Source organism: Proteus sp. MB838 (assembly GCF_054767435.1).
This window is the reverse complement of record NZ_BAABMO010000037.1, coordinates 1-22,497: the sequence shown is the minus strand read 5'-3', so window position 1 is coordinate 22,497 and position 22,497 is coordinate 1. Positions and strand designations below refer to the sequence as shown.

General features: G+C 39.2%; 17 protein-coding genes. 11 read left to right on the top strand and 6 right to left on the bottom strand.

Features of this window, described 5'->3' with window-relative positions; genetic code table 11:
• From leuA to mutH, 6 genes are all read left to right on the top strand, one after another.
• The gene (gene leuA, locus ACYUCW_RS14520; RefSeq protein WP_004244137.1) at window positions 1-1,560 is read left to right on the top strand and encodes a 2-isopropylmalate synthase; all 1,560 of its coding nucleotides are present in this window, start codon (window positions 1-3) and stop codon (window positions 1,558-1,560) included.
• Between the two features lie 5 nt (window positions 1,561-1,565).
• A complete protein-coding gene (gene leuB / locus ACYUCW_RS14515; RefSeq protein ID WP_004244138.1) occupies window positions 1,566-2,657 on the top strand; it encodes a 3-isopropylmalate dehydrogenase in 1,092 nt (363 codons plus the stop codon).
• A gap of 1 nt (window position 2,658) precedes the next feature.
• Entirely contained in the window at window positions 2,659-4,068 is a 1,410-nt protein-coding gene (gene leuC / locus ACYUCW_RS14510; protein WP_460408871.1) for a 3-isopropylmalate dehydratase large subunit, read from the top strand.
• 11 nt (window positions 4,069-4,079) lie between these two features.
• Window positions 4,080-4,682, top strand: coding sequence for a 3-isopropylmalate dehydratase small subunit (gene leuD / locus ACYUCW_RS14505; RefSeq protein WP_017827192.1), 603 nt, complete (start codon window positions 4,080-4,082; stop codon window positions 4,680-4,682).
• A 281-nt stretch (window positions 4,683-4,963) separates the two neighbouring features.
• Entirely contained in the window at window positions 4,964-6,643 is a 1,680-nt protein-coding gene (gene sgrR, locus ACYUCW_RS14500; RefSeq protein WP_004250335.1) for an HTH-type transcriptional regulator SgrR, read from the top strand.
• A gap of 602 nt (window positions 6,644-7,245) precedes the next feature.
• Window positions 7,246-7,923, top strand: coding sequence for a DNA mismatch repair endonuclease MutH (gene mutH, locus ACYUCW_RS14495; protein WP_460408870.1), 678 nt, complete (start codon window positions 7,246-7,248; stop codon window positions 7,921-7,923).
• 78 nt (window positions 7,924-8,001) lie between these two features.
• On the opposite strand, the gene ACYUCW_RS14490 is transcribed toward mutH, so the two are convergent.
• From ACYUCW_RS14490 to speA, 5 genes are all read right to left on the bottom strand, one after another.
• Complete coding sequence (locus ACYUCW_RS14490) at window positions 8,002-8,346, bottom strand: helix-turn-helix domain-containing transcriptional regulator (RefSeq protein WP_004244143.1); 345 nt, start codon at window positions 8,344-8,346, stop codon at window positions 8,002-8,004.
• Window positions 8,336-8,677 (bottom strand): type II toxin-antitoxin system RelE/ParE family toxin, encoded by a 342-nt coding sequence (locus ACYUCW_RS14485; RefSeq protein WP_004244144.1) that lies wholly within the window; start codon window positions 8,675-8,677, stop codon window positions 8,336-8,338. Before ACYUCW_RS14485 ends, ACYUCW_RS14490 begins: the two co-directional genes overlap by 11 nt.
• A 180-nt stretch (window positions 8,678-8,857) precedes the next feature.
• The gene (locus ACYUCW_RS14480) at window positions 8,858-9,637 is read right to left on the bottom strand and encodes an acetoin reductase (protein WP_004244145.1); all 780 of its coding nucleotides are present in this window, start codon (window positions 9,635-9,637) and stop codon (window positions 8,858-8,860) included.
• Window positions 9,638-9,967: 330 nt separating this feature from the next.
• Complete coding sequence (speB, locus tag ACYUCW_RS14475; protein WP_060558239.1) at window positions 9,968-10,888, bottom strand: agmatinase; 921 nt, start codon at window positions 10,886-10,888, stop codon at window positions 9,968-9,970.
• Window positions 10,889-10,986: 98 nt separating this feature from the next.
• The gene (gene speA / locus ACYUCW_RS14470) at window positions 10,987-12,894 is read right to left on the bottom strand and encodes a biosynthetic arginine decarboxylase (protein WP_046334668.1); all 1,908 of its coding nucleotides are present in this window, start codon (window positions 12,892-12,894) and stop codon (window positions 10,987-10,989) included.
• 691 nt (window positions 12,895-13,585) lie between these two features.
• Here speA and metK point away from each other — a divergent pair.
• Window positions 13,586-14,740 (top strand): methionine adenosyltransferase, encoded by a 1,155-nt coding sequence (gene metK, locus ACYUCW_RS14465; RefSeq protein ID WP_004244148.1) that lies wholly within the window; start codon window positions 13,586-13,588, stop codon window positions 14,738-14,740.
• A gap of 159 nt (window positions 14,741-14,899) precedes the next feature.
• Here the strand turns inward: metK and bcsG are convergent, their stop codons facing one another.
• A complete protein-coding gene (bcsG, locus tag ACYUCW_RS14460) occupies window positions 14,900-16,609 on the bottom strand; it encodes a cellulose biosynthesis protein BcsG (protein ID WP_163748227.1) in 1,710 nt (569 codons plus the stop codon).
• Between the two features lie 822 nt (window positions 16,610-17,431).
• Between bcsG and bcsR the strand changes: the two genes are divergently transcribed.
• From bcsR to bcsB, 4 genes are all read left to right on the top strand, one after another.
• On the top strand, window positions 17,432-17,623 hold the full coding sequence (gene bcsR, locus ACYUCW_RS14455; protein ID WP_012368241.1) for a BcsR/BcsP family cellulose biosynthesis protein: 192 nt from the start codon (window positions 17,432-17,434) through the stop codon (window positions 17,621-17,623).
• 8 nt (window positions 17,624-17,631) lie between these two features.
• Window positions 17,632-18,363 (top strand): cellulose synthase operon protein YhjQ/BcsQ, encoded by a 732-nt coding sequence (locus ACYUCW_RS14450; RefSeq protein WP_017627923.1) that lies wholly within the window; start codon window positions 17,632-17,634, stop codon window positions 18,361-18,363.
• A gap of 5 nt (window positions 18,364-18,368) precedes the next feature.
• Window positions 18,369-20,966: a UDP-forming cellulose synthase catalytic subunit gene (gene bcsA, locus ACYUCW_RS14445; RefSeq protein WP_049201783.1), complete on the top strand. Its 2,598-nt coding sequence runs from the start codon at window positions 18,369-18,371 to the stop codon at window positions 20,964-20,966.
• Window positions 20,967-21,032: 66 nt separating this feature from the next.
• On the top strand, window positions 21,033-22,497 hold a 1,465-nt coding region (gene bcsB, locus ACYUCW_RS14440), incomplete at its 3' end, for a cellulose biosynthesis cyclic di-GMP-binding regulatory protein BcsB (RefSeq protein WP_460408866.1).

Here is a 22,497-nt window from a genome sequence, read left to right as displayed (position 1 = left end):
ATGAGCAACAATGTGATTATTTTTGACACCACATTAAGAGATGGCGAACAAGCATTACAAGCTAGCTTAAGCGTAAAAGAGAAGTTACAAATTGCTTATGCCTTAGAACGTTTAGGTGTAGATATCATTGAAGCGGGTTTTCCTGTCTCTTCCCCAGGGGATTTTGAATCTGTACAAACCATCGCTCGAGAAATTAAAAATAGTCGCATTTGTGCGTTAGCTCGCTGTGTTGATAATGATATTGACGTTGCCGCAGAGTCATTAAACATTGCCGAGGCATTTCGTATTCATGTTTTTTTAGCCACCTCCGCTTTGCATGCTGAACATAAGTTAAAAAAATCCTTTGATGACATTATTGAAATGGGAACACGCTCAATTAAACGCGCCCGACGCTATACTGATGATGTTGAGTTTTCTTGCGAAGATGCGGGGCGTACCCATATTGATAATTTATGTCGCATTGTGGAAAGTGCCATCAACGCGGGCGCAACAACCATTAATATTCCAGACACCGTAGGTTATACCACGCCTTATCAATTCGGTGGCATTATCACTAATTTATTTGAACGTGTACCTAATATTGATAAAGCGGTGATCTCCGTTCATTGCCATGATGATTTAGGTATGGCTGTTGCAAACTCTATTACCGCAGTACAAGCAGGTGCAAGACAAGTTGAAGGGACTATCAACGGCTTAGGTGAACGAGCCGGTAACTGCGCTTTAGAAGAAGTGATTATGGCGATAAAAGTACGTGAACAAATGATGAATGTACAAACGCGTATTAATCACAAAGAGATCTACCGTACCAGCCAGTTAGTCAGTCAATTATGTAATACCCCTATTCATGCCAATAAATCCATCGTTGGCTCGAATGCCTTTGCGCACTCCTCTGGTATTCACCAAGATGGCGTACTGAAAAATCGTGAAACTTACGAAATTATGACACCTGAATCAATTGGTTTAAAAGAGGTGCAATTGAACTTAACGTCTCGCTCTGGTCGAGCTGCGGTAAAACACCGTATGGAAGAGATGGGCTATCGCGAAACAGATTATAACTTAGATTCTTTATATGCCGCTTTCTTACGTTTAGCTGATAAAAAAGGTCAAGTTTTTGACTATGACTTAGAAGCATTGGCTTTTATGGGGCAACAACAACAAGAGCCTGATGAGTTTGTAATGAACTATTTTAATACTCAATCCGGCTCCTCAACAGTTGCCACGGCCAGTGTCAGCATTAGTCGTAAAAATGAAGAAATCACTGAAGCAGCAACAGGAAATGGCCCCGTTGATGCTGTCTATCAAGCTATTTCTCGTGCTACAGGTTATCCCTTAAAACTGGTGACTTATCAATTAACAGCCAAAGGCGAAGGACGAGATGCATTAGGACAAGTTGATATCGTGGTTGAATACCAAGGACGTAAATTTCATGGCATGGGATTAGAAACTGATATCGTCGGTTCATCCGCCAACGCCATGATGCATGTTATCAACAGTATTTGGCGTTCAGAGCAAGTCGAAATAGAAAAACGCAAACACCATACAACACAAGAAGCGGTTTAATCATTATGTCTAAACATTATCATATTGCAGTATTGCCCGGAGATGGCATTGGCCCTGAAGTTATGGCGCAAGCACAAAAAGTGATCGATGCGGTAAATAAACGATTTTCACTGAATATCACGACCAAAGAGTACGATATTGGTGGTATTGCTATCGATAATCATGGCACACCATTACCGGCAACCACCTTGGCTGGATGTGAGCAAGCTGATGCGATTTTATTCGGCTCTGTGGGGGGGCCTAAATGGGAGCATTTACCGGCAGATCAACAACCGGAACGTGGCGCATTATTACCTTTACGTAAACACTTTAAATTATTCTGCAATCTGCGCCCAGCTCGTTTATATAAAGGTTTAGAAGCTTATTGTCCATTGCGTGCTGATATTGCACAACGCGGTTTTGATATTTTATGTGTTCGTGAATTAACTGGGGGGATCTATTTCGGTCAACCTAAAGGCCGTGATGGTGAAGGTCGCGAAGAGCGTGCTTTTGATACCGAGGTTTACCATCGCTATGAAATCGAACGTATTGCTCATTTTGCTTTCAAATCAGCGCAAAAACGTCGTTATAAAGTCACGTCGATTGATAAAGCCAACGTTTTACAAAGCTCTATTTTATGGCGTGAAGTCGTCACTGAGGTCGCTAAACAATACCCTGATGTGACCTTGCAACATATGTATATCGATAATGCGACAATGCAATTAATTAAAGATCCAGCGCAATTTGATGTATTGCTGTGCTCCAATATCTTTGGCGATATTTTATCAGACGAATGCGCCATGATCACCGGTTCAATGGGCATGTTGCCCTCTGCAAGCGTAAATGAAGCACATTTTGGTTTATATGAACCCGCAGGTGGCTCCGCACCAGATATTGCCGGTAAAAATATCGCCAATCCAATAGCACAAATTTTATCAACCGCCCTATTACTGCGTTATAGCTTTAATGAAGATAAAGCAGCCCAAGCCATTGAAGAAGCAATTACAAGAGTACTAGCAACAGGCTATCGCACCGCAGATTTAGCGGGAGAAGGAAACGCAATAACAACCGCAGAAATGGGTGATCATATCGCTCAGTTTATTCAAGAAGGGGCATAACATGGGTAAAACATTATATCAAAAAATTTACGATGCACATGTTGTCAGAGAAGTAGCGAATGAAACACCTATTATATATATCGATAGACATTTAGTGCATGAAGTGACTTCACCTCAAGCTTTTGATGGTTTAAGAACCAAAGGTCGTGCTGTTCGTCAACCCAACAAAACCTTTGCCACAATGGATCACAACGTTTCAACTCAAACCAAAGATATCAACGCCTGTGGTGATATGGCGCGTATTCAAATGCAAGAGTTAATGAAAAACTGTCAAGAATTTGGTGTGACCTTGTATGACTTAAATCACCCATATCAAGGAATTGTTCATGTTATGGGGCCTGAACAAGGCTTAACTTTACCAGGCATGACAATTGTTTGTGGCGACTCACATACAGCAACACATGGTGCCTTTGGCGCATTAGCTTTCGGTATTGGCACTTCTGAGGTTGAGCACGTATTAGCGACACAAACCTTAAAACAATCACGTGCTAAAACCTTAAAAATCGAAGTACAAGGCAAAACAGCCAATGGCATCACGGCAAAAGATATCGTATTGGCGATTATCGGAAAATTGGGTAGTGCGGGAGGTACGGGGTATATCATTGAATTTACGGGAGAAGCTATTGAAGCTTTGAGTATGGAAGGGCGAATGACGTTATGCAATATGGCGATAGAGATGGGGGCAAAAGCAGGCTTAGTTGCTCCTGATGAGACTACATTTGCTTACTTAAAAGGACGTCAATTTGCCCCTCAAGCCCTATTGTGGGATGAAGCTGTCGCCTATTGGAAAACGTTAAAGTCGGACGAAGATGCTATTTTTGATGCTACTGTGACGATTAATGCCGCAGAGATTGCACCACAAGTGACTTGGGGGACGAATCCGGGACAAGTGATTGCTATTGACCAAATTGTTCCGCGATTGAACAGTTTTAACGATCCTGTTGAACGAGCTAGCGCCGAAAAAGCCTTAGCTTATATGGGATTAACTGAAGGTGTTAACTTAACTGATATTACAATAGATAAAGTTTTTATAGGCTCTTGCACTAACTCTCGTATTGAAGATTTACGCGCAGCAGCAAAGATAGCTAAAGGGCATAAAGTCGCCTCCCATGTACAAGCAATTGTTGTTCCCGACTCAGGCCCTGTTAAAGCCCAAGCAGAAGCAGAAGGTTTAGATAAAATTTTTATTGAAGCCGGTTTTGAATGGCGTTTACCCGGTTGCTCAATGTGCTTGGCAATGAACAATGACCGATTAAATCCCGGAGAGCGTTGCGCATCGACCAGCAATCGTAATTTTGAAGGTCGCCAAGGTCGTGGTGGCAGAACTCATTTAGTCAGTCCGGCAATGGCCGCTGCCGCCGCCATTCATGGACATTTTGCTGATATTCGCACTTTTGCAACAGTATCATAAAGGAGAGCCTAATGAATAAATTCACACAACACACTGGAATTCCAGTACCTTTAGATGCTGCCAACGTGGATACTGATGCGATTATTCCCAAACAATTTTTACAAAAAGTCACTCGCACAGGATTTGGTAAACACTTATTTCATGATTGGCGATTTTTAGATGATGAAGGCACCCAGCCTAACCCATCATTTATTTTAAATCAGCCCATCTATCAAGATGCTTCTATTTTATTGGCGCGCGAGAATTTTGGTTGTGGATCTTCTCGCGAACATGCGCCTTGGGCGCTCACAGATTATGGCTTTCATGCGGTGATCGCGCCGAGTTTTGCTGATATTTTTTACGGCAATTCCTTTAATAACCAGTTATTGCCAATCAAATTAAGTGATGAGCAAGTTACCCAGTTATTTGATTGGGTAACAGAGCATGCTGGTACGCCTATTACCGTTGATTTAGTTGCCCAACAAGTGATCGCCGGTGAATTATGCTTCTCATTTGAAATCGATGCATTTCGCCGTCATTGCATGATTGAAGGATTAGACAGTATCGGATTAACGTTACAACACCAAGCAGAGATAAGTGCTTATGAAGCTAAACAACCTGCTTTTATGCGTTAATCACTGACTCAATTACCTTATTTCACTGTTTGTTATCTGTAAAAATTTAAACTTTGTCATTCTCGCCGCTATTTACCTCGCGGCATTTTTTTTCAGTAAAACGAACAAAAAAGCCAGTGACCTATTATCACTGGCCGGTAATCACCGCATGCTCAAAGGGGGAGTCTGTTAGTATTCATAATTTGTGATAACTAACATAAGAGCTAACTTTAAACACAAACATTATCGGTCTAATATAAGGAAATTAAAATTGATCACTTTAATAAGGGATTTCCTCTTTTATGACATCACCCCGCTTAGAGTTGCAATTTATTCGCTTATGGCAAGCTTTTGAGGGAAAAGAGACTGAAACCACATTACAAGAGCTTGCTGAAACATTACATTGCACTCGTCGCCATGTGCGTTCGTTACTAAACAAAATGCATCAAACTGGTTGGATAGATTGGCAAGCAGAAGTAGGAAGAGGAAAAAAATCCACCCTGACTTTTCACTCTAACGCCTTTGACATCCAACAAAGCCGAGCAGAGCGATTACTGAAAGAAAATGATATAGAAAAGCTCGTTGCACTGATGGGCGATAAAGACTCGTTACGGCAAATGGTGCTTTCACAGATTGAAAAAAGCTTTCACCCTAGCCAACAACGTCTACGAATAATTTACTATCGCCCTTTTCGTAATTTATTACCCGGTACGCCGCTTCGGCGCTCTGAATTACATTTAATGAGCCAAATATTTAATTCATTACTTCACTTAAAAGAGGAAAATGGGGAAGTCGAAGCGGAATTAGCCCATCACTGGCAGATGCTCAGCGAGCAACATTGGCGCTTTTATTTACGCCCCGCTATCTATTTTCACCATGGACGAGAATTAACCATAGAGGATATCAGCACCTCTTTAATGAGAATGAAAGTCTGCAATCCACTTTATGCACATATTGAGAAAATAACCTCACCGCAACCTTATGTTATTGATATTTATTTAACCGTACCGGATAAACAATTTGCCACCCTATTAGGTAGCCCACAAGCAGCGATCTTGCCCCAAGAATGGCGAACTCTCGCTAATTTTTCTCAGCACCCCATTGGCACAGGGGCATACCAAGTGATGACCAATGATCAACATAAACTGCAAATCAAAGCGTTTGATCGCTATTTTGGTTTACGCGCACTATTAGATAACATCGATATTTGGGTGGTTCCTGAATTAAAAGACAAAATGGTTTGCTCTACCCTTCATTTAACCGATGATGATACTCATAACAACTCACTGGAAAGCCGCAAAGAGGAAGGCTGTTATTTTTTACTTTACGATAGCCGCTCAACACAATGCCAACAACCTGAGATCCGCGAATGGCTTAGTAGTGTATTAACACCGGTGAATATGTTGGCCCATTGTGCGCCCTCTTATCAACGCCATTGGTCACCTGCTTATGGTTTATTGTTACACTGGCACCATAGCAAACTGATCCCACCGCATACTAAACCCGCTTCACTCACAAAACTGACCATTACACTGTATAAAGAGCACCACGAATACAGCACTATTGCTGAACTGATCAAAAAAATCTTATCTGACTATGATATCGAATTATCCATTCAAGTGCTTGATTATGAACAGTGGTATTATGGTGATGCAAAGAGTGATATCTGGTTAGCTACCGTCAATTTCTATAAACCGCTCGAGTTTTCTATTTTTGCAGCACTTTATGAACTGCCCCTATTTCACCAGTGCATGGGTGAACGTTATGAAGATGCCCTAGCCTTATGGCGTCAAAAAGTATTACCGCTTGAAGAGTGGTGTCGCCAATTAACACAAAATAATTGGCTTTTCCCGTTATTTCACCATTTACTTGAATTACAAGGGCAACGTACGATACGCGGTGTAAAAATGAATACCTTTGGTTGGTTTGATTTTAAATCGGCATGGTTTATACCTGATTTAGAAACGCCCCCATTAAAATAGCGTTTTCACTTATAATTATGTTAATTCACAGAAACCCGCAAAGTTATAAACACCAACAGTAAGGCCTAGGGGATTTATTCACTTTTTCTGTGGATATCTATGTGAAAAAGAGTGAGATAATCAGGGTATAGTTTTTATATTAGCCTACAGGCTGTTGAAACATTTTTTAAAATATCACTTATAATTCAAATTAGTAGATAAGTTTTTATCCCTATTTCAACGATTGGATAAACCAATGAATAAAGTCCAATGGTTAAATTGTACGAAAAACAATCATAGTCGGTTTTATCCACAGGTTGTGCCGATTAGTTAATCGAAATAGGCAGATTTTGGGGAATATCGGCAAAAGTCAAGGCTGTAAATCAGAACAGTGATCTCACTTTTGCGGAGTTATCCCACAAAGCTGTGGATAACCTAGTGCAAAAGCCTGTTTATGATCTAAGGATAACCCTGAACAACTTATATCATTTATTATTAAAACCTCGATTCACATAAAAAAATGATGATATATCATGCTATTATGTTTTAACTTAAATCAGTGAAAAAACATTTTCCATCATCCTTTTTTTCTGTTTATTTATTGTACAGGAAGACAGTTATTTATGTTTACGCCACCAGCAGCACCTGAAAATGAATCCGTTTTACTCGCACGAGCACAAGCGCTGGCTGGTTATACCTTCGGTGAACTCGCCGCTTTTGCACAGCTTCCTATTCCTGAAAATTTAAAGCGTGATAAAGGTTGGGTCGGTATGCTATTGGAATACTATTTAGGTGCCAGTGCCGGCAGTAAACCTGAACAATATTTTTCTCATATCGGTGTTGAGCTAAAAACCATCCCTATCGACCGTTTTGGTATGCCATTAGAAACGACCTTTGTTTGTGTTGCCGCACTTACAGGAAACAGTGGGATCACATGGGAGAATAGCCATGTAAAACGCAAGCTGTCAAAAGTATTATGGGTACCTGTAGAGGGAGAACGGGAGATCCCATTAGCACAGCGTAGAGTCGCTTCCCCGCTACTTTGGAGCCCCAATCATCTTGAAGAAGAACTACTGCGTCACGATTGGGAAGAGTTAATGGATATGATTGTCTTAGGAAAAGTAGAAAGCATTACTGCGCGTCACGGACAAGTATTACAAATTCGCCCTAAGGCTGCTAACAGTAAGGCATTAACCGAAGCCATTGGTGAAAATGGACAACGCATCATGACACTTCCCCGTGGTTTTTATTTAAAAAAGAACTTTACAGCGCCACTGATTGCTCGTTATTTCCAACTTTAATGCGTTACAGTAAACAAAATGCCCCGAGTTATCTTAGTGAATAACTCGGGGCACATCGTATTTTTTGCTGGTAAATTATTAAACACAGTGAGTTGATGCTAATCGAACGCCTACTGCTCTGGTGATTTCTGTCAATGTTGTCAGTGTTGGATTACCATTTTCAGATAATGCTCGATAAATATGTTGTCGAGATAATCCTGATTTTTTCGCAATCACGCCCACTCCACCATGAGCCTCAATAATTTGCCGTAATGCAATTAAAAATGCACCTATTCCCCCAGGCTCATAAATACCTTCTAACGCCGTTTGCAAATACACCTCAGCATAATCAGGATCTTCTCGTAGTTCATTTATCATCTCTAAATCATGGTCAAGATATGCAGGAACAGTTTTTCTTTTTACTACATCTATTTTATTGGTCATTTTTCATCCTTACATGATAATCTTCAAGATAGTTCACTGCTTTATCAATATCTGCTTGTTGAGTACTTTTATTCCCTCCAACAAGTAAAAGAATAATAAATTCATTTTCTATTGAATAATAAACCCGATATCCCTGCCCGAAGTTTATTCGTAAAGCCCAGACTCCATCACGAACAAATTTATGATCGGCGAAGTTACCATAACATGCTCGAGTTACTTGTACTTCAATTTTAGCAGCCGCTTGAGGATCTCGTTTCCTAAGCTTTTGTATCCACTCTCGATAGGGTACTTTTTGGTTTCTGTCCTGATAACGCACTATTTTATATGGCATTTGCTTTCCTTATTGCCAAAGTCCTAATTGTTGCTTATAAATCACACTAAAAATGTAACTTATAACAGACAAAAATCAAAGAGGAAATATTTTTCGTACACATATCATAAAAAAATGCCCCGAGTTATCTTAGTGAATAACTCGGGGCACAAATAACAATTATGATTAAGTAATCAATAATTAACGATAGACAATACCGCCATCGGTTAAGATAGCTTGGCCCGTAATATAGTCGGAATCATCACTTGCCAAGAAGGAAACTAACGCAGCTACGTCATCAGGAGTTTGAGCACGACCTAGAGCAATACCGTCCACATATTTTTTATAGGTCTCACCTTTTGGTGCTCCAGTAATTTCAGCAAAACGCTCGTCAATCTCAACCCACATATCGGTGCCGACAATGCCCGGGCAATAAGCATTAACAGTGATGCCTGCGCTCGCATACTCTTTAGCTGCCGCTTGTGTTAATGCACGTACTGCAAATTTAGTGGCAGAATAAACCCCTAACATGGCAAAACCATCGTGCCCAGCAATAGAAGATGCATTAATAATCTTCCCTTTATGGCCTAATGCTTTAAATTTCTCAGAAGCGGCCTGAATACCCCACATCACACCATTAACGTTAATTTTGAAGATCCGATCCATATCTTCCGGGGTCACATCTGCAAGAGGTTTCACCTGTGCAATACCTGCGTTATTGATCATAACATCAAAACCGCCTAAGGTTTTTTCAGCATGTTCAACAGCCGCAAAGACTTCATCACGGTTGCTAATATCTGCAGCAAAGGTCGTTACTTTACGCCCTAAAGCTTCAATTTCTTTTGCTACATCGGATAATTTATCTGCTTTTAAGTCAACCAGAGCAATATCGGCACCCTCTTTAGCAAGACGTAATGCGATACCACGACCAATTCCCTGAGCAGCACCTGTAACTAAAATTACTTTACCATTCAAAGCCATTGTCTTTCTCCTGAATATTTACAGATGAAAAAGCTCTTCCAAAAAAGAACTTTATTAATAATTTAACAGTAGCAATTAAAGTGCGATGTGACAAAGAAATGATCATTCACTAATAAACACAATAAGTAGAATAGAATATAGTGAAAATAATTATCATTTAGAATAACAGGTTACCAAAAAGCCATCATCTGTTGCAAAAGAGCAGATGATCTTTTTTACTCATTAGCTTTATAGTTAGCAAAAAATGCTTAACTCATTCATTTAATGGATAAAAATAAGGCAATATCTAAATAGATATTACCTTGACATTATTTATGACAAAAAAAGTAATTATTTTTTAGCCGCTTGCAGATATAGCATATCAAGTGCAATGGTTGCTCCGGCAAGGGCAGTAATATCTGATTGGTCATACGCTGGCGATACTTCAACTAAGTCCATGCCTACAATATTTAACGGCTGTAGAGCACGCAGTATTTTCAGCGCCTTATCCGTGGTTAATCCACCCACAACCGGTGTTCCTGTACCCGGTGCAAATGCGGGATCAAGGCAATCAATATCAAAAGTCAAATAAACAGGAAGTGAACCCACAATCTCTTTAATTTGCGCGACTAAATCATCAACCCCACGATCATTAACTTGTGCAGCATCCAAGACAGTAAAGCCGTTATTAGTGTCATGCTCGGTACGAATACCAATTTGCACTGAATGCTGTGGATCAATCAAACCTTCATTAGGAGCATGATAGAACATCGTACCGTGATCAAACTTACTGCCATTAGCATAAGTATCGGTATGAGCATCAAAATGCACCAAAGCCATTTTGCCAAAGTGTTTAGCGTGAGCACGTAATAGCGGTAATGTCACAAAGTGATCACCACCAAAGGTTAAACATCTTTTACCTGCTGCTAGCAATTTTTCCGTATGAGCTTGTAGCTTATCACTCATATCTTGTGCATCACCGAAGTTAAATACTAAATCACCACAATCAACAACTTTGAGGCGTTCACGCATATCGAAGTGCCAAGGCCAGCGATGTCCTTCCCATGCTAAGTTAGTCGAAATCTGGCGAATAGCGCCGGGTCCATGGCGAGTACCTGCACGACCTGAAGTTGCCATATCAAAAGGCACCCCAGTGATCACCCAATCAGCATCACTGCTATAAGGTTGAAAATTCAGTGGAAAACGTAAAAAACCAAATGCATTTGAGATCAAAGAATTATCAGTCTCATTACCTAACGTACAATTTTTCATGCCATTACCTCTGTTACTTATTTTAACAAGCAACATATAAATCAATATGATAGATAAAGAGTGATGTATCAACACCACTCTGCATTAGGAAGTAAGCATTACTCCTCTTCTTCCAGATAGGTATAACCGTATAAGCCACTTTCAAATTCAGTTAGGAACTGCTCTTGGAGTGCTTTATCTAACTGTGCATTTTTCACTTGAGTACGGAAGCGCTCCAACAATACCGCAGGATTAAGTTTTACATATTGAAGCATATCCGCAACGGTATCACCCTCTTCACTCAACTGATAAGTAAGATTGCCTTTCTCATCAAGATAAACATCAACAGCAGCTGTATCACCAAATAAGTTATGCATATTTCCAAGGATTTCCTGATACGCCCCCACCATAAAGAAGCCAATCATTGGTGGATATTCAGGATCATAAGCTGGCATTGGCATCGTGGTTTCGACCCCATCACCATCGACATAATGATCGATAATACCATCTGAATCACAAGTGATATCTAGCAATACAGCACGGCGATCGAGCGGTTTATCTAAACCTTCAATTGGCAATACAGGGAATAATTGATCAATTCCCCAAGCATCAGGCAATGACTGGAACAGTGAAAAGTTGACATAGAACTTATCTGACATACGCTCTTGCAGTTCATCAATAATCGGGCGATGGGCTCGATTACTTGGATCTAAATCATATTGAATATGACGACAGATATTCAGATATAACTCTTCCGCCCATGCACGCTCTGTCAGACTTAACATACCGTGTACATATTGAGTATGGACATCATGTAAATCTAATTGGCTATCATGCAGCCATTCACGCAATGAACGGCTATTCCCTTTGGTTTGCATCTCTTCCCATGTTTCCCAAAGGCTTGCGATAGGTCTTGGTGCATCTTCGTCCGGCGGCGTGATTGCAGTAAATTCGTTACGTTCAACACCAATAACATTGGAAATAAGCACCGTATGATGCGCAGTTAATGCTCGACCTGATTCTGTAATAACGGTTGGATGAGGTAATTCATTTTCATCACAAGCATCACCAATCGCCCAAATCACGTTATTAGCGTATTCATTAAGGCCATAGTTAACAGAGCAATCAGATTGTGAGCGCGTACCTTCATAATCAACGCCCAAGCCACCACCAACATCAAAATACTGAATATTGACCCCTAATTTATGTAACTCAACATAAAAACGGGCTGATTCACGCACACCTGTCGCAATATCACGGATATTAGCCATCTGTGATCCAAGGTGAAAATGCAATAACTGCAAACTATCTAAACGACCAGCTTGGCGTAGCGTATCAATCAGTTGTAGTACTTGTGTTGCAGCTAGGCCGAATTTAGATTTTTCCCCCCCACTGGCTTGCCATTTACCTGAGCCTTGAGAAGCAAGGCGAGCACGAACCCCTAAGCGGGGGATCACTTCTAAACGTTCGGCTTCTTCAAGTACCATTTTTATCTCAGACATTTTTTCAATGACCAAGAACACTTTATGACCGAGCTTTTCCCCTGTAAGGGCCAAACGAATATATTCGCGATCTTTGTAACCATTACAAACAATCACCGAACTGGTCATATTGGCATGAGCAAGCACTGCCATTAATTCAGCTTTAGAGCCAGCTTCTAATCCTAATGGCTCTCCAGCATTAATCAGCGATTCAATCACACGACGCTGTTGATTGACTTTAATTGGATAAACTAAAAAGTAATCCCCTTTGTAGCCATAAGACTCACGTGCACGATGAAAAGCGGCATTAATTGAGCGCAAACGGTGCTGTAAAATTTGTGGAAAACAAAACAGCGCAGGAAGGCGTAAATGTGAATGCTCTTCTTGTACTTGCTTAACTAATTCTGTTAAATCCAGCGTTGCTTCAGGCACATCAGGATTTGGGCAAACACTAATATTGCCGCGATTATTCGCGCAGTAGTATCCCCCCCCCCAATATGTGATGTTATAAGTCTGTTGCATCTTACGAGCGATGTTATCATTCATGACATTCTCCTTAGGGAGTATGAGTTTATACCTTGCCTGTCACTATAGTAGTCAATAATTTCATGGCTAGCTGAAATGACCGATAAATAACAGTTAGAAGTAATGACTCACTATATATTTTTGTATGATTATCCAGCCTAACGCAGGATATAGTAGTAGAAAGCGATGAAGTTAACCGACTAATAGTTAACACAATCACCTATTGGCAAGTAACAGACAACTTCGCTCTAAAGAAAAAGAGCTCAAAGAGGAAATCACTCTAGACATACTACGGGTATAGTATTGGCGAGTACTGTTTTGGTTTTTGAAAAGAATAACCAGTAGACAATGGATCATTACCCATTCACTCCACACATGGCTTAACCTTATAAGCCATTTCCCTAACAGAGAAACAGGATCAGCAATCCTGCGGTTTACACTGTGATTCAGTTTTCACAGTAACGGCGAGGTTATACCTGTAGTTGAATCAAAATGCAAAAACAAAATAGATAAATCGCTTTTTTTTATTATTTTTCTTTTTGCTCACTTGAAAAATTGTGTCACACAAAAAATGATATCAACTATTGGATGCGAGTTTATCCCTATATTTGATTAAAAAAAGCTGGAATTAAAGAGAAAACAGTCCTAAAATGGACGTCTAGATGTTAAAACATCCATCCTTAGACCATCTGTATTAAGGTAACGAGATATAATGACTACACACCTTTTTACTTCTGAATCAGTATCAGAAGGTCATCCAGACAAAATTGCGGATCAAATTTCTGATGCCGTATTGGATGCAATTTTAGAACAAGATCCAAAAGCACGTGTTGCCTGTGAAACTTACGTTAAAACAGGCATGGTGATGGTAGGCGGAGAAATTACCACCAAAGCTTGGGTTGATATCGAAGAGATCACACGTAAAACAGTACGTGAAATCGGTTATACCAGTTCAGATATGGGCTTTGATGCTAATTCCTGCGCCGTTATCAGTGCGATTGGTAAACAATCCCCAGATATCAACCAAGGTGTTGACCGCGCAGATCCCCTTGAACAAGGTGCCGGTGACCAAGGCTTAATGTTTGGTTATGCCACTAATGAAACCGACGTTCTGATGCCAGCGCCTATTACTTATGCTCACCGCTTAGTCCAGCGCCAAGCTCAAGTACGTAAAAATGGCACACTACCATGGTTACGTCCAGATGCTAAAAGTCAGATCACTTTCCAATACGACAATAACAACATTGTTGGTATTGATGCCGTGGTTTTATCAACTCAGCATGCTGAAGATATTTCACAAAAAGACTTACATGAAGCGGTAATGGAAGAGATCATTAAACCTATTCTGCCAACAGAATGGTTAAATGAACAAACCAAATATTTCATTAACCCAACAGGTCGTTTTGTTATCGGTGGCCCAATGGGCGACTGTGGATTAACAGGTCGTAAGATCATTGTTGATACTTATGGTGGTATGGCACGCCACGGCGGTGGGGCATTCTCTGGTAAAGATCCTTCCAAAGTTGACCGTTCTGCGGCTTATGCTGCACGTTATGTTGCAAAAAATATTGTTGCTGCGGGCTTAGCAGATCGCTGTGAAATTCAAGTGTCTTACGCTATTGGTGTTGCAGAGCCAACATCTATTATGGTCGAAACATTTGGTACTGAAAAAATCCCTACCTCACAACTGATCTTATTAGTACGTGAGTTCTTTGATTTACGCCCTTATGGCTTAATTCAAATGCTGGATTTACTGCATCCGATCTACCAAAAAACAGCAGCATACGGTCATTTTGGTCGTGCTGAATTCCCTTGGGAAGCAACAGATAAAGCTGAGATTTTACGTGAAGCTGCGGGTTTAAAATAAATTTCCCTTGTTTCATAGCTAACTCATCAAACCACATCTTTTAGGTGTGGTTTTTTTATTCCTTGAATTTATCTGTTTGTTAACCATAAAAAACCCCGCAATATTAACGGGGAACTCAAAGTCAGCAAGAGAACAGGGAGTGATGATGAAATAAACAAATCAATCAGGGTAGTCTATCCACTCTCCTTCATTCAATTTGATATAAGATTTCCCTTGATAATCAACCACAATGGTATTTTGATTTTCTGATACCGTCGCGGTTTGTGGTAATTCACGGGTTAACGCATTCCAATCAATGGTGGGTTGATTAAAGATATCGCCATTCACATTACGGAGAATAAAATCGGATAACGCTAAATAACTGCTTGGTTTATCTATCATCATAGGTGTATGAGGTAAACGTTGATTTTTAAGTCCAGTAAAACGAATACCGACAGGAACTGTAGTAATACTTCGGCTTGGAATATCTCGCAAACCAGACATCTGTGTTGTATCACCTTGTAATGCGGCTCCATGTTCAGGAACAATCACCACCATCACTTTTCTGCCACGTTTATCAAGGGTATTAATAAAAGCATTTAAGTTATCAAGTAGCGCTGAGGCTCTTTTGCCATAATCAGCCGTTGTATTTTCGCCAACGAACCTATTACCATCATGAAGTGACACTAAATTGACAAAGGTCACCGTCCGTTTTTCATCTGATTTTTCTCGTGCTTTTAACCAACGCTCTAAGGTCTCTTTATCGTTATAGATTTTAGAGCCATCAAAAGCGGTAATTTGATGAGAGAGTCCGCTTTGATCTTGCAACGGCACATTAAGATTACCTAACTCTCTAATTTCTTGAAGATAATGACCAAACTCGCCATTATGATCGAGCACCAATTTCTTCTCAAAACCTAAAGCAGCCAGATTATCCATCAATAAGCATTGCATATCGGCAGGATCATACAAATCAGCGTGTTGTGTTTGGCCACAACTGGCTCTTAATAAACGTAATGAAGCGGGGCCACTATAAGAAGCAACACTATTAAAGCGATTAAATAACACATCAAAGTTACCCCAAATAGGATGTTGCTGTAATCCGACGGCTGCCGCATCAGCGGTAGAGAGTGAACAAATATTAATAATTAAAATATCAAAGGGTTGTGCATAAGAAGAGAGCTGAGCGGGAGCGGGTGTGCTGCGTTTATTTTCGTAACGATAAAACTGAGCAAGCCATTCATCTAACACTTTGTTATTAGCTGGCTGTTTTTGTGGCGGGTAAGGTGAACTCAGTACGTTATTATTTTGCGCTCTAGTCTGCGCTGTCGATAATATTTCTGTATTTTGCGGTTGTGGCTGATCGATAGATGTGTTGGTTTGCTGAGTAAAGCTATTGGCAGAAACAGCAGAAACCATAGCGCCTGAAAAATGGGTAAAACCACTAATATTAAGCCACACTACACCCGCGATAATAAACACCGACACTCTTACCCACTGTTCAATAAAGAGATACCCTACCAGTAAAATAAATGCCACCCCGATCATCTTTAAGTTAATAAAATTAACAGCTAATTCAATGAGGTAAGAGAATGAAAAATTTTTTAACTGCCCTCCTTGTTCTAATACCGTTGAAAAACTAGGTAGCCAAGTGTCGTGGTAGAAAAGCATAACCCCTATAGGGATCGCTATCCAATTACGTAATTTATGCCAAAATGTTTTCGGTAATGGAAATAATAAAAATGCTAGAAAGAGTAAATTGCTAAATGCATCAAATTTTAAATAACCATACCAAAGCAAAACAAACTTTAGCAAAAAATAAAAATTCCAGGCGCCCAACCCATGCCAGTAATGTAAAAAACTGAACCGGGTTGTTTTAGTCTTGTTCATTTTAATTACCTACTTATTCGTATCTATATAATATCCGACATTGATATGAATATTCATATTTGCCTTTTTATACTTCTTATTTTTATAAATAACTATAAAGTTAACTCTTAATAGAATATTCCCCCATCAATTAGTAAAACTACTTATATGTAAAAGAAAGAGTACATAAAAATAAATTACTGACAAATAAATATAAGCAATCAACTTAAAAACAATTAAGTTGATTAATAAACAAAACGCCACTTTATATTTATATAATAGACATAAATTTTATATTTGTGTTGTTATTTTAAAAAATAAATAGCAACACAGAGTTATCTTATTTTCCCATATCCGAAACTAAACAAAATAATCACAAATAGATCAATTAAATTAACATAAGCATTACAAAACAAACACCACAAGAACATAAAGCTAAAAAATAAAATGAAAACAAGAATAAATAGATGATTTAACTAATTTAATGGTATTTTACTTGATAAAAATCAAATCTTTTTTGATCACCCAAAAAAGACTACCTTAGAATTTGTTATAAATAGGTAATTTACAATTATCTTACATTTCATTTTTTTGACTAACAATGGTTTAGTTATTATTTAAATGAATTTATTGAGAATATTATCATTGTCAAAGAGGGTTATTATTCATTCCCAATGGAGTTTAAATTCGTATATTTAATTTATGTATTTATACGTAATTGAAATAACTATTTTTAAGGCATATCCTTAAGAATATTAATATTTTATTTAACACTTACCCCTTCTCTAGCTAAGAAAAATAAAATTACAGATTAAGAATTTATTTTTATATGAGGGTTAAAAAATGGAAAATAAAAAAATTATTCGCTCGGAGATAAAAAGAGAAAAAGAGAGTACAAACCAAGATATAAATAAATTAAAGAAATTATTTTCAATAAACAACTATCACTATAGAGATATTAATAACGAAGAAAATCAACATAGCCTTATTTATCGTTGGCCATTACTCAACACATTTAATTCAATAACTAAATGAGAAAAACTATGCCACTAATCGTATTAAAAGGGCTCAGAGGTGGAGTAGGAACCACCTCAATAACCGTTGCACTGGCTCGCCAATTTCATCACCATAAATACAATGTCATTGTTATCGATAACTGTGTGAATAATATCTTACATTTCTATTTTCCAGAAAAATCACAAGTCACCACATTAGGACAAGCACTACTCGCGCATACCCCAATAGAACAAGCGATTTGTGATTATCAAAACGGTTATCAAATTTTACCTTTTGGAGTCGTTAATTCAGAAGATAAATTGCATTTGCAAGCATCTGCCACTGCCAACCAACATCTGCAGCATTTTTTTACCGCTTTTACTCAACAATACCCAGACACTTTAATTTTTCTCGATTTACAACCAGAGCACGATACCCTTTTTAAATCATGGGTTGCGAAAGCCAATATCGTATTAACCGTTACCACACCTGAAAGTAACTGTCATATTCGGCTTAACCAACATACCTTTGCTGCCAATGAGTATATTCTGGTGAATCAATTTTGTGCCACTAGCCAAATCCATCAAGATTTTTATCAATTTTGGCAAACCAGTCAGTTTCCTTTCTGCCCAATAAAACTTCATCGCGATGAAGCATTATTAGAAGCCTGTGCTTCACGCTTACCTTTATATGATTACCGCGCTAATTGCATGTTAGTTGAAGAAATTAATCAACTTCTACAATGGTGTTTGCCTTTATTGTTAAGCAAAAAAGGATAGCCACAATGTCAACCATCGATTATCCAGAGAAAAAAGCGTCCCGCTCGATAAGGCAACAGGCTACTATGCAGTCGCATATCTTAACCCGTTATTACAAATTTTATCGTCATAATGGGGCTTCATTCAGTGCGGCTATCGTGAATGAGCTTTTCTGGGTATTAATGTGGCTCTTTTTGCGTATGGAATCCCCTTTTTGGCAGAAAATAGCACAAAAACAACAACAACTATTTCCTCATATTAATCCGCGTCGCCCTAAATTATGCGATCCGATCCGATACTTATTACAAAGTATTTGGCTTATTTGCCATTACTTGATGCTCACCTTGGTGAAAAAACCGATTCAATTTATTGTCTATATTAGACAGTATTATCAAAATCTCTTTGCTCGCTTATCTCCTGTTGCGCGAGATATGATCCATCATAAGAAAACAAACACGCCACTATGGCAATACGCTCTATTATCGCTCGTTGCTGTTTTTGCCATTTTTATTATCTTATTAAGTATTACTCAACCTTTTGATTTAAAACTACAATTTGTTTTTGTTCTCGTGATTTGGCTGATAGCCTTAGCTATCCGCGATATCCCTGGCCGACTGTCTTCTATTACCATTATTATTTTATCGCTGACTATTGCTTGCCGATATATTTGGTGGCGCTATCAATACACACTCTACTGGGTGGATAATCTGAGCCTTTTCTTTGGGATCTTACTATTACTGGCTGAAACCTATGCATGGATTGTGTTATTTCTTAGTTTTATGCAATGTATTTGGCCACTCCATCGACAACCTATTTCAATGCCTCAAGATACAACACAATGGCCTACTGTCGATATTTTTATTCCCACATATAACGAAGCGCTACAAGTTGTAAAACCAACACTTTATGCCTGTTTAAACATTGATTGGCCTAAAGATAAATTAACTATCTATTTATTAGATGATGGCTCTCGCCCTGAGTTTGCGGCTTTTGCTAAAGAAATTGGTATTCGGTATATCACTCGTGAAAAACATGATTTTGCCAAAGCCGGTAATATCAACCATGCATTGAGCAAAGCCTGCGGAGAATATGTGGCTATTTTTGACTGTGACCATATTCCGACACGCTCATTCTTACAATTTACTATGGGCTGGTTTCTAAAAGACGAAAAAATGGCATTGGTACAAACACCACACCACTTTTTCTCTCCTGATCCCTTTGAACGTAATTTAGGCAATTTCCGCGAAACACCGAATGAAGGCACGCTTTTTTATGGATTAGTGCAAGATGGTAATGATACTTGGAATGCAGCTTTTTTCTGCGGCTCCTGTGCTGTATTACGTCGTTGTGCTTTAGATGAAATTGGCGGGCTGGCAGTTGAAACTGTGACCGAAGACGCACATACCTCATTACGCTTACATCGTCATGGTTGGACTTCTGCTTATATTCGTATCCCTCTTGCCGCAGGATTAGCAACAGGATCACTTTCAGCACATATTGGCCAACGCATACGTTGGGCAAAAGGAATGATACAAATATTTCGTTTAGATAACCCGCTCTTTGGCAAAGGGCTGACACTGCCACAGCGCTTTTGTTACCTCAATGCCATGTTGCACTTTTTATCAGGCATACCAAGGATGATCTTCTTATTAGCACCACTAACGTTCCTTATCTTTCATGCCTATATTATTTACGCACCCGCCATCGCTATCGCTTTGTATGTCGTGCCTTATTTATTACACATTTGGTTAGCCGCGACCAAATTACAAGGTCCTTATCGCCACTCATTTTGGGGAGAGATTTATGAAACGATTTTAGCTTGGTACACCACTCGTCCCGTATTAAGCACCCTATTCTCACCTTATAAAGGTAAATTTAATGTCACAGAGAAAGGGGCAATTATGAAGAAAAGTTTTGTCGATTGGCAAATTAATCGCCCCTATATTCTGTTTCTTAATCTTAATTTGCTAGGAATTCTATTTGCTTTCTGGCGTATCGCAACAGGCGATCCCGATGAAAGGTTAGCCGTACTCATGTGCTTAGTTTGGGTATGCTATAACTTAGTATTACTAGGTGTTGCCATTGCTGTTTCTGTAGAAGCAAAGCAAGAGCGACAGTTCCCACGGGTACGTCTAAAAGTGCCCGCAATACTATTACTCCAAGACGGTTCGCTTTATTCTTGTCAGCTCAATGACTTCTCTGATAATGGCTGTGCCATTGTATTACCAGATAATTTTACAGTTCCCTTATCTTGTCACCAAGAGATCACCGTTATTCTCAAACAAAATCAACGTGAATATGCTTTTGAAGCACGTATTTTACGGATTGATAATCGCATTATTGGCTTACAACTGCTTAATATGGATACACAAAAATCCATTGATTTTACCGCCTGTACTTTTGAACGAGCCGACACTTGGGCTAATTGGCAACACGCTCTCCCTGCCGATAATCCACTGAATAGTTTAAGAAATATCATTTATATCAGTATGCGTGGCTATAACACCTTACTTAAACGCGCCCCGTATCTTGTTTACCTCTTATTTCGTTTATTAGGGCAGTGTTTATTGTGGCTATTATCGCTACTTCCACGACGTGTCAATGTTTCACAAATATTTCATTAATCTTAACGGTAAAACTCAGCTTTTTGGGAATTTATTAATGAACAATAAGATCTATGGGTAATAATAATGAAAAAATATTTTCTACTATTCGCCTTACTTATGCTTTCCGGTTTAGCTTATAGTGATGACGAAAAAGAAGTGCCAGCGGTTATAACGGAACAACCTTTCATAACGGTTGAAGAAGAGAAAATCACTTTAACATCACCGGATCAGATAATCCCATCTCGCCAAGAAACACGACTATTTGCAACAACAGCACCTACTTATGGAGCTCTAAAATTACAAGGCGCTAGCCCTGATGGTTATCTAGAATTTGGTGTTCGTAGTGATGAATATGTTTCACAGGCAATATTAGATCTAGAGTTTACCCCCTCGCCTTCATTACTGCCTATAGAATCACATCTTAATATCTATTTAAATGATGAGATCATGGGCGTGATCCCCCTGAAAAAAGAAGAACTCGGCCATAAAAACCACATTACATTACCGCTCGATCCACGGTTTATTCAAGATTTTAATCATTTAAAATTTACTTTTATCGGCCATTACCGAGAAATTTGTGAAAACCAAGCCAATACCACCTTATGGCTTGATATCAGCAAAAATAGCCAACTGCATCTCACCTATCAATCATTGAAATTGAGTAACGAATTAGCCAATTTCCCCGAGCCTTTCTTTGATAGTCGCGATTTTGGTACTTTTACCTTACCTATGGTGTTTAGCCAATCCCCTAATCTTACCCAACAAAAAGCGGCGGGAATACTCGCTTCTTGGTTTGGTACACAAGTCGATTGGCGCCAGCAACACTACCCTGTGTATTACAATCAGTTGCCCAATCAACACAGCATTGTATTTGCCACTAATAAACAACGCCCCAACTTTCTTAATACACATGCCAATGTCAATGCTCCCACCATTGAATTAGTCTCACACCCAACGGATCCTTATGTAAAACTGCTGTTAGTAATGGGTCGCGATGACAATGACTTAATTACCGCCGTCAATGGTATTGCCCGGGGACAAGTTATTTTTAGAGGGGATACCGTCACCATTAATGATGTCAATCTATTGGCACCACGTGAGCCTTATGATGCACCTAAGTGGGTACAATTAAATAAACCAATCTACTTTAATACCTTGCAAGATTATCAAGGTCAGTTGCAATCTCGTGGACTAGAGCCTGCTCCCATCACACTCAATATGACCTTACCTCCTGATTTATTTATGTTTAATAATACAGGACTACAGATGCAATTGCGTTATCGTTATACCGCTCCGGCATTTCAAGATGATTCTCGTATGTCGATTTCAGTCAACGATCACTTTATCAAAGCCTACCCTTTAGAGAGAGATAAAAAAGAGAACTTTATTGTGGCTTATCTACCGTTAATTCAAGGTTGGATCGAAAACAAAAATCTCCTCAATATCCCCGCGGTAAAATTAGGTGAACGTAATCAGATCCGTTTCTCTTTTGACTATACAAATCCGATCCCAGGAGGCTCCGTTGATCAATGTATTACTTATCACCCAG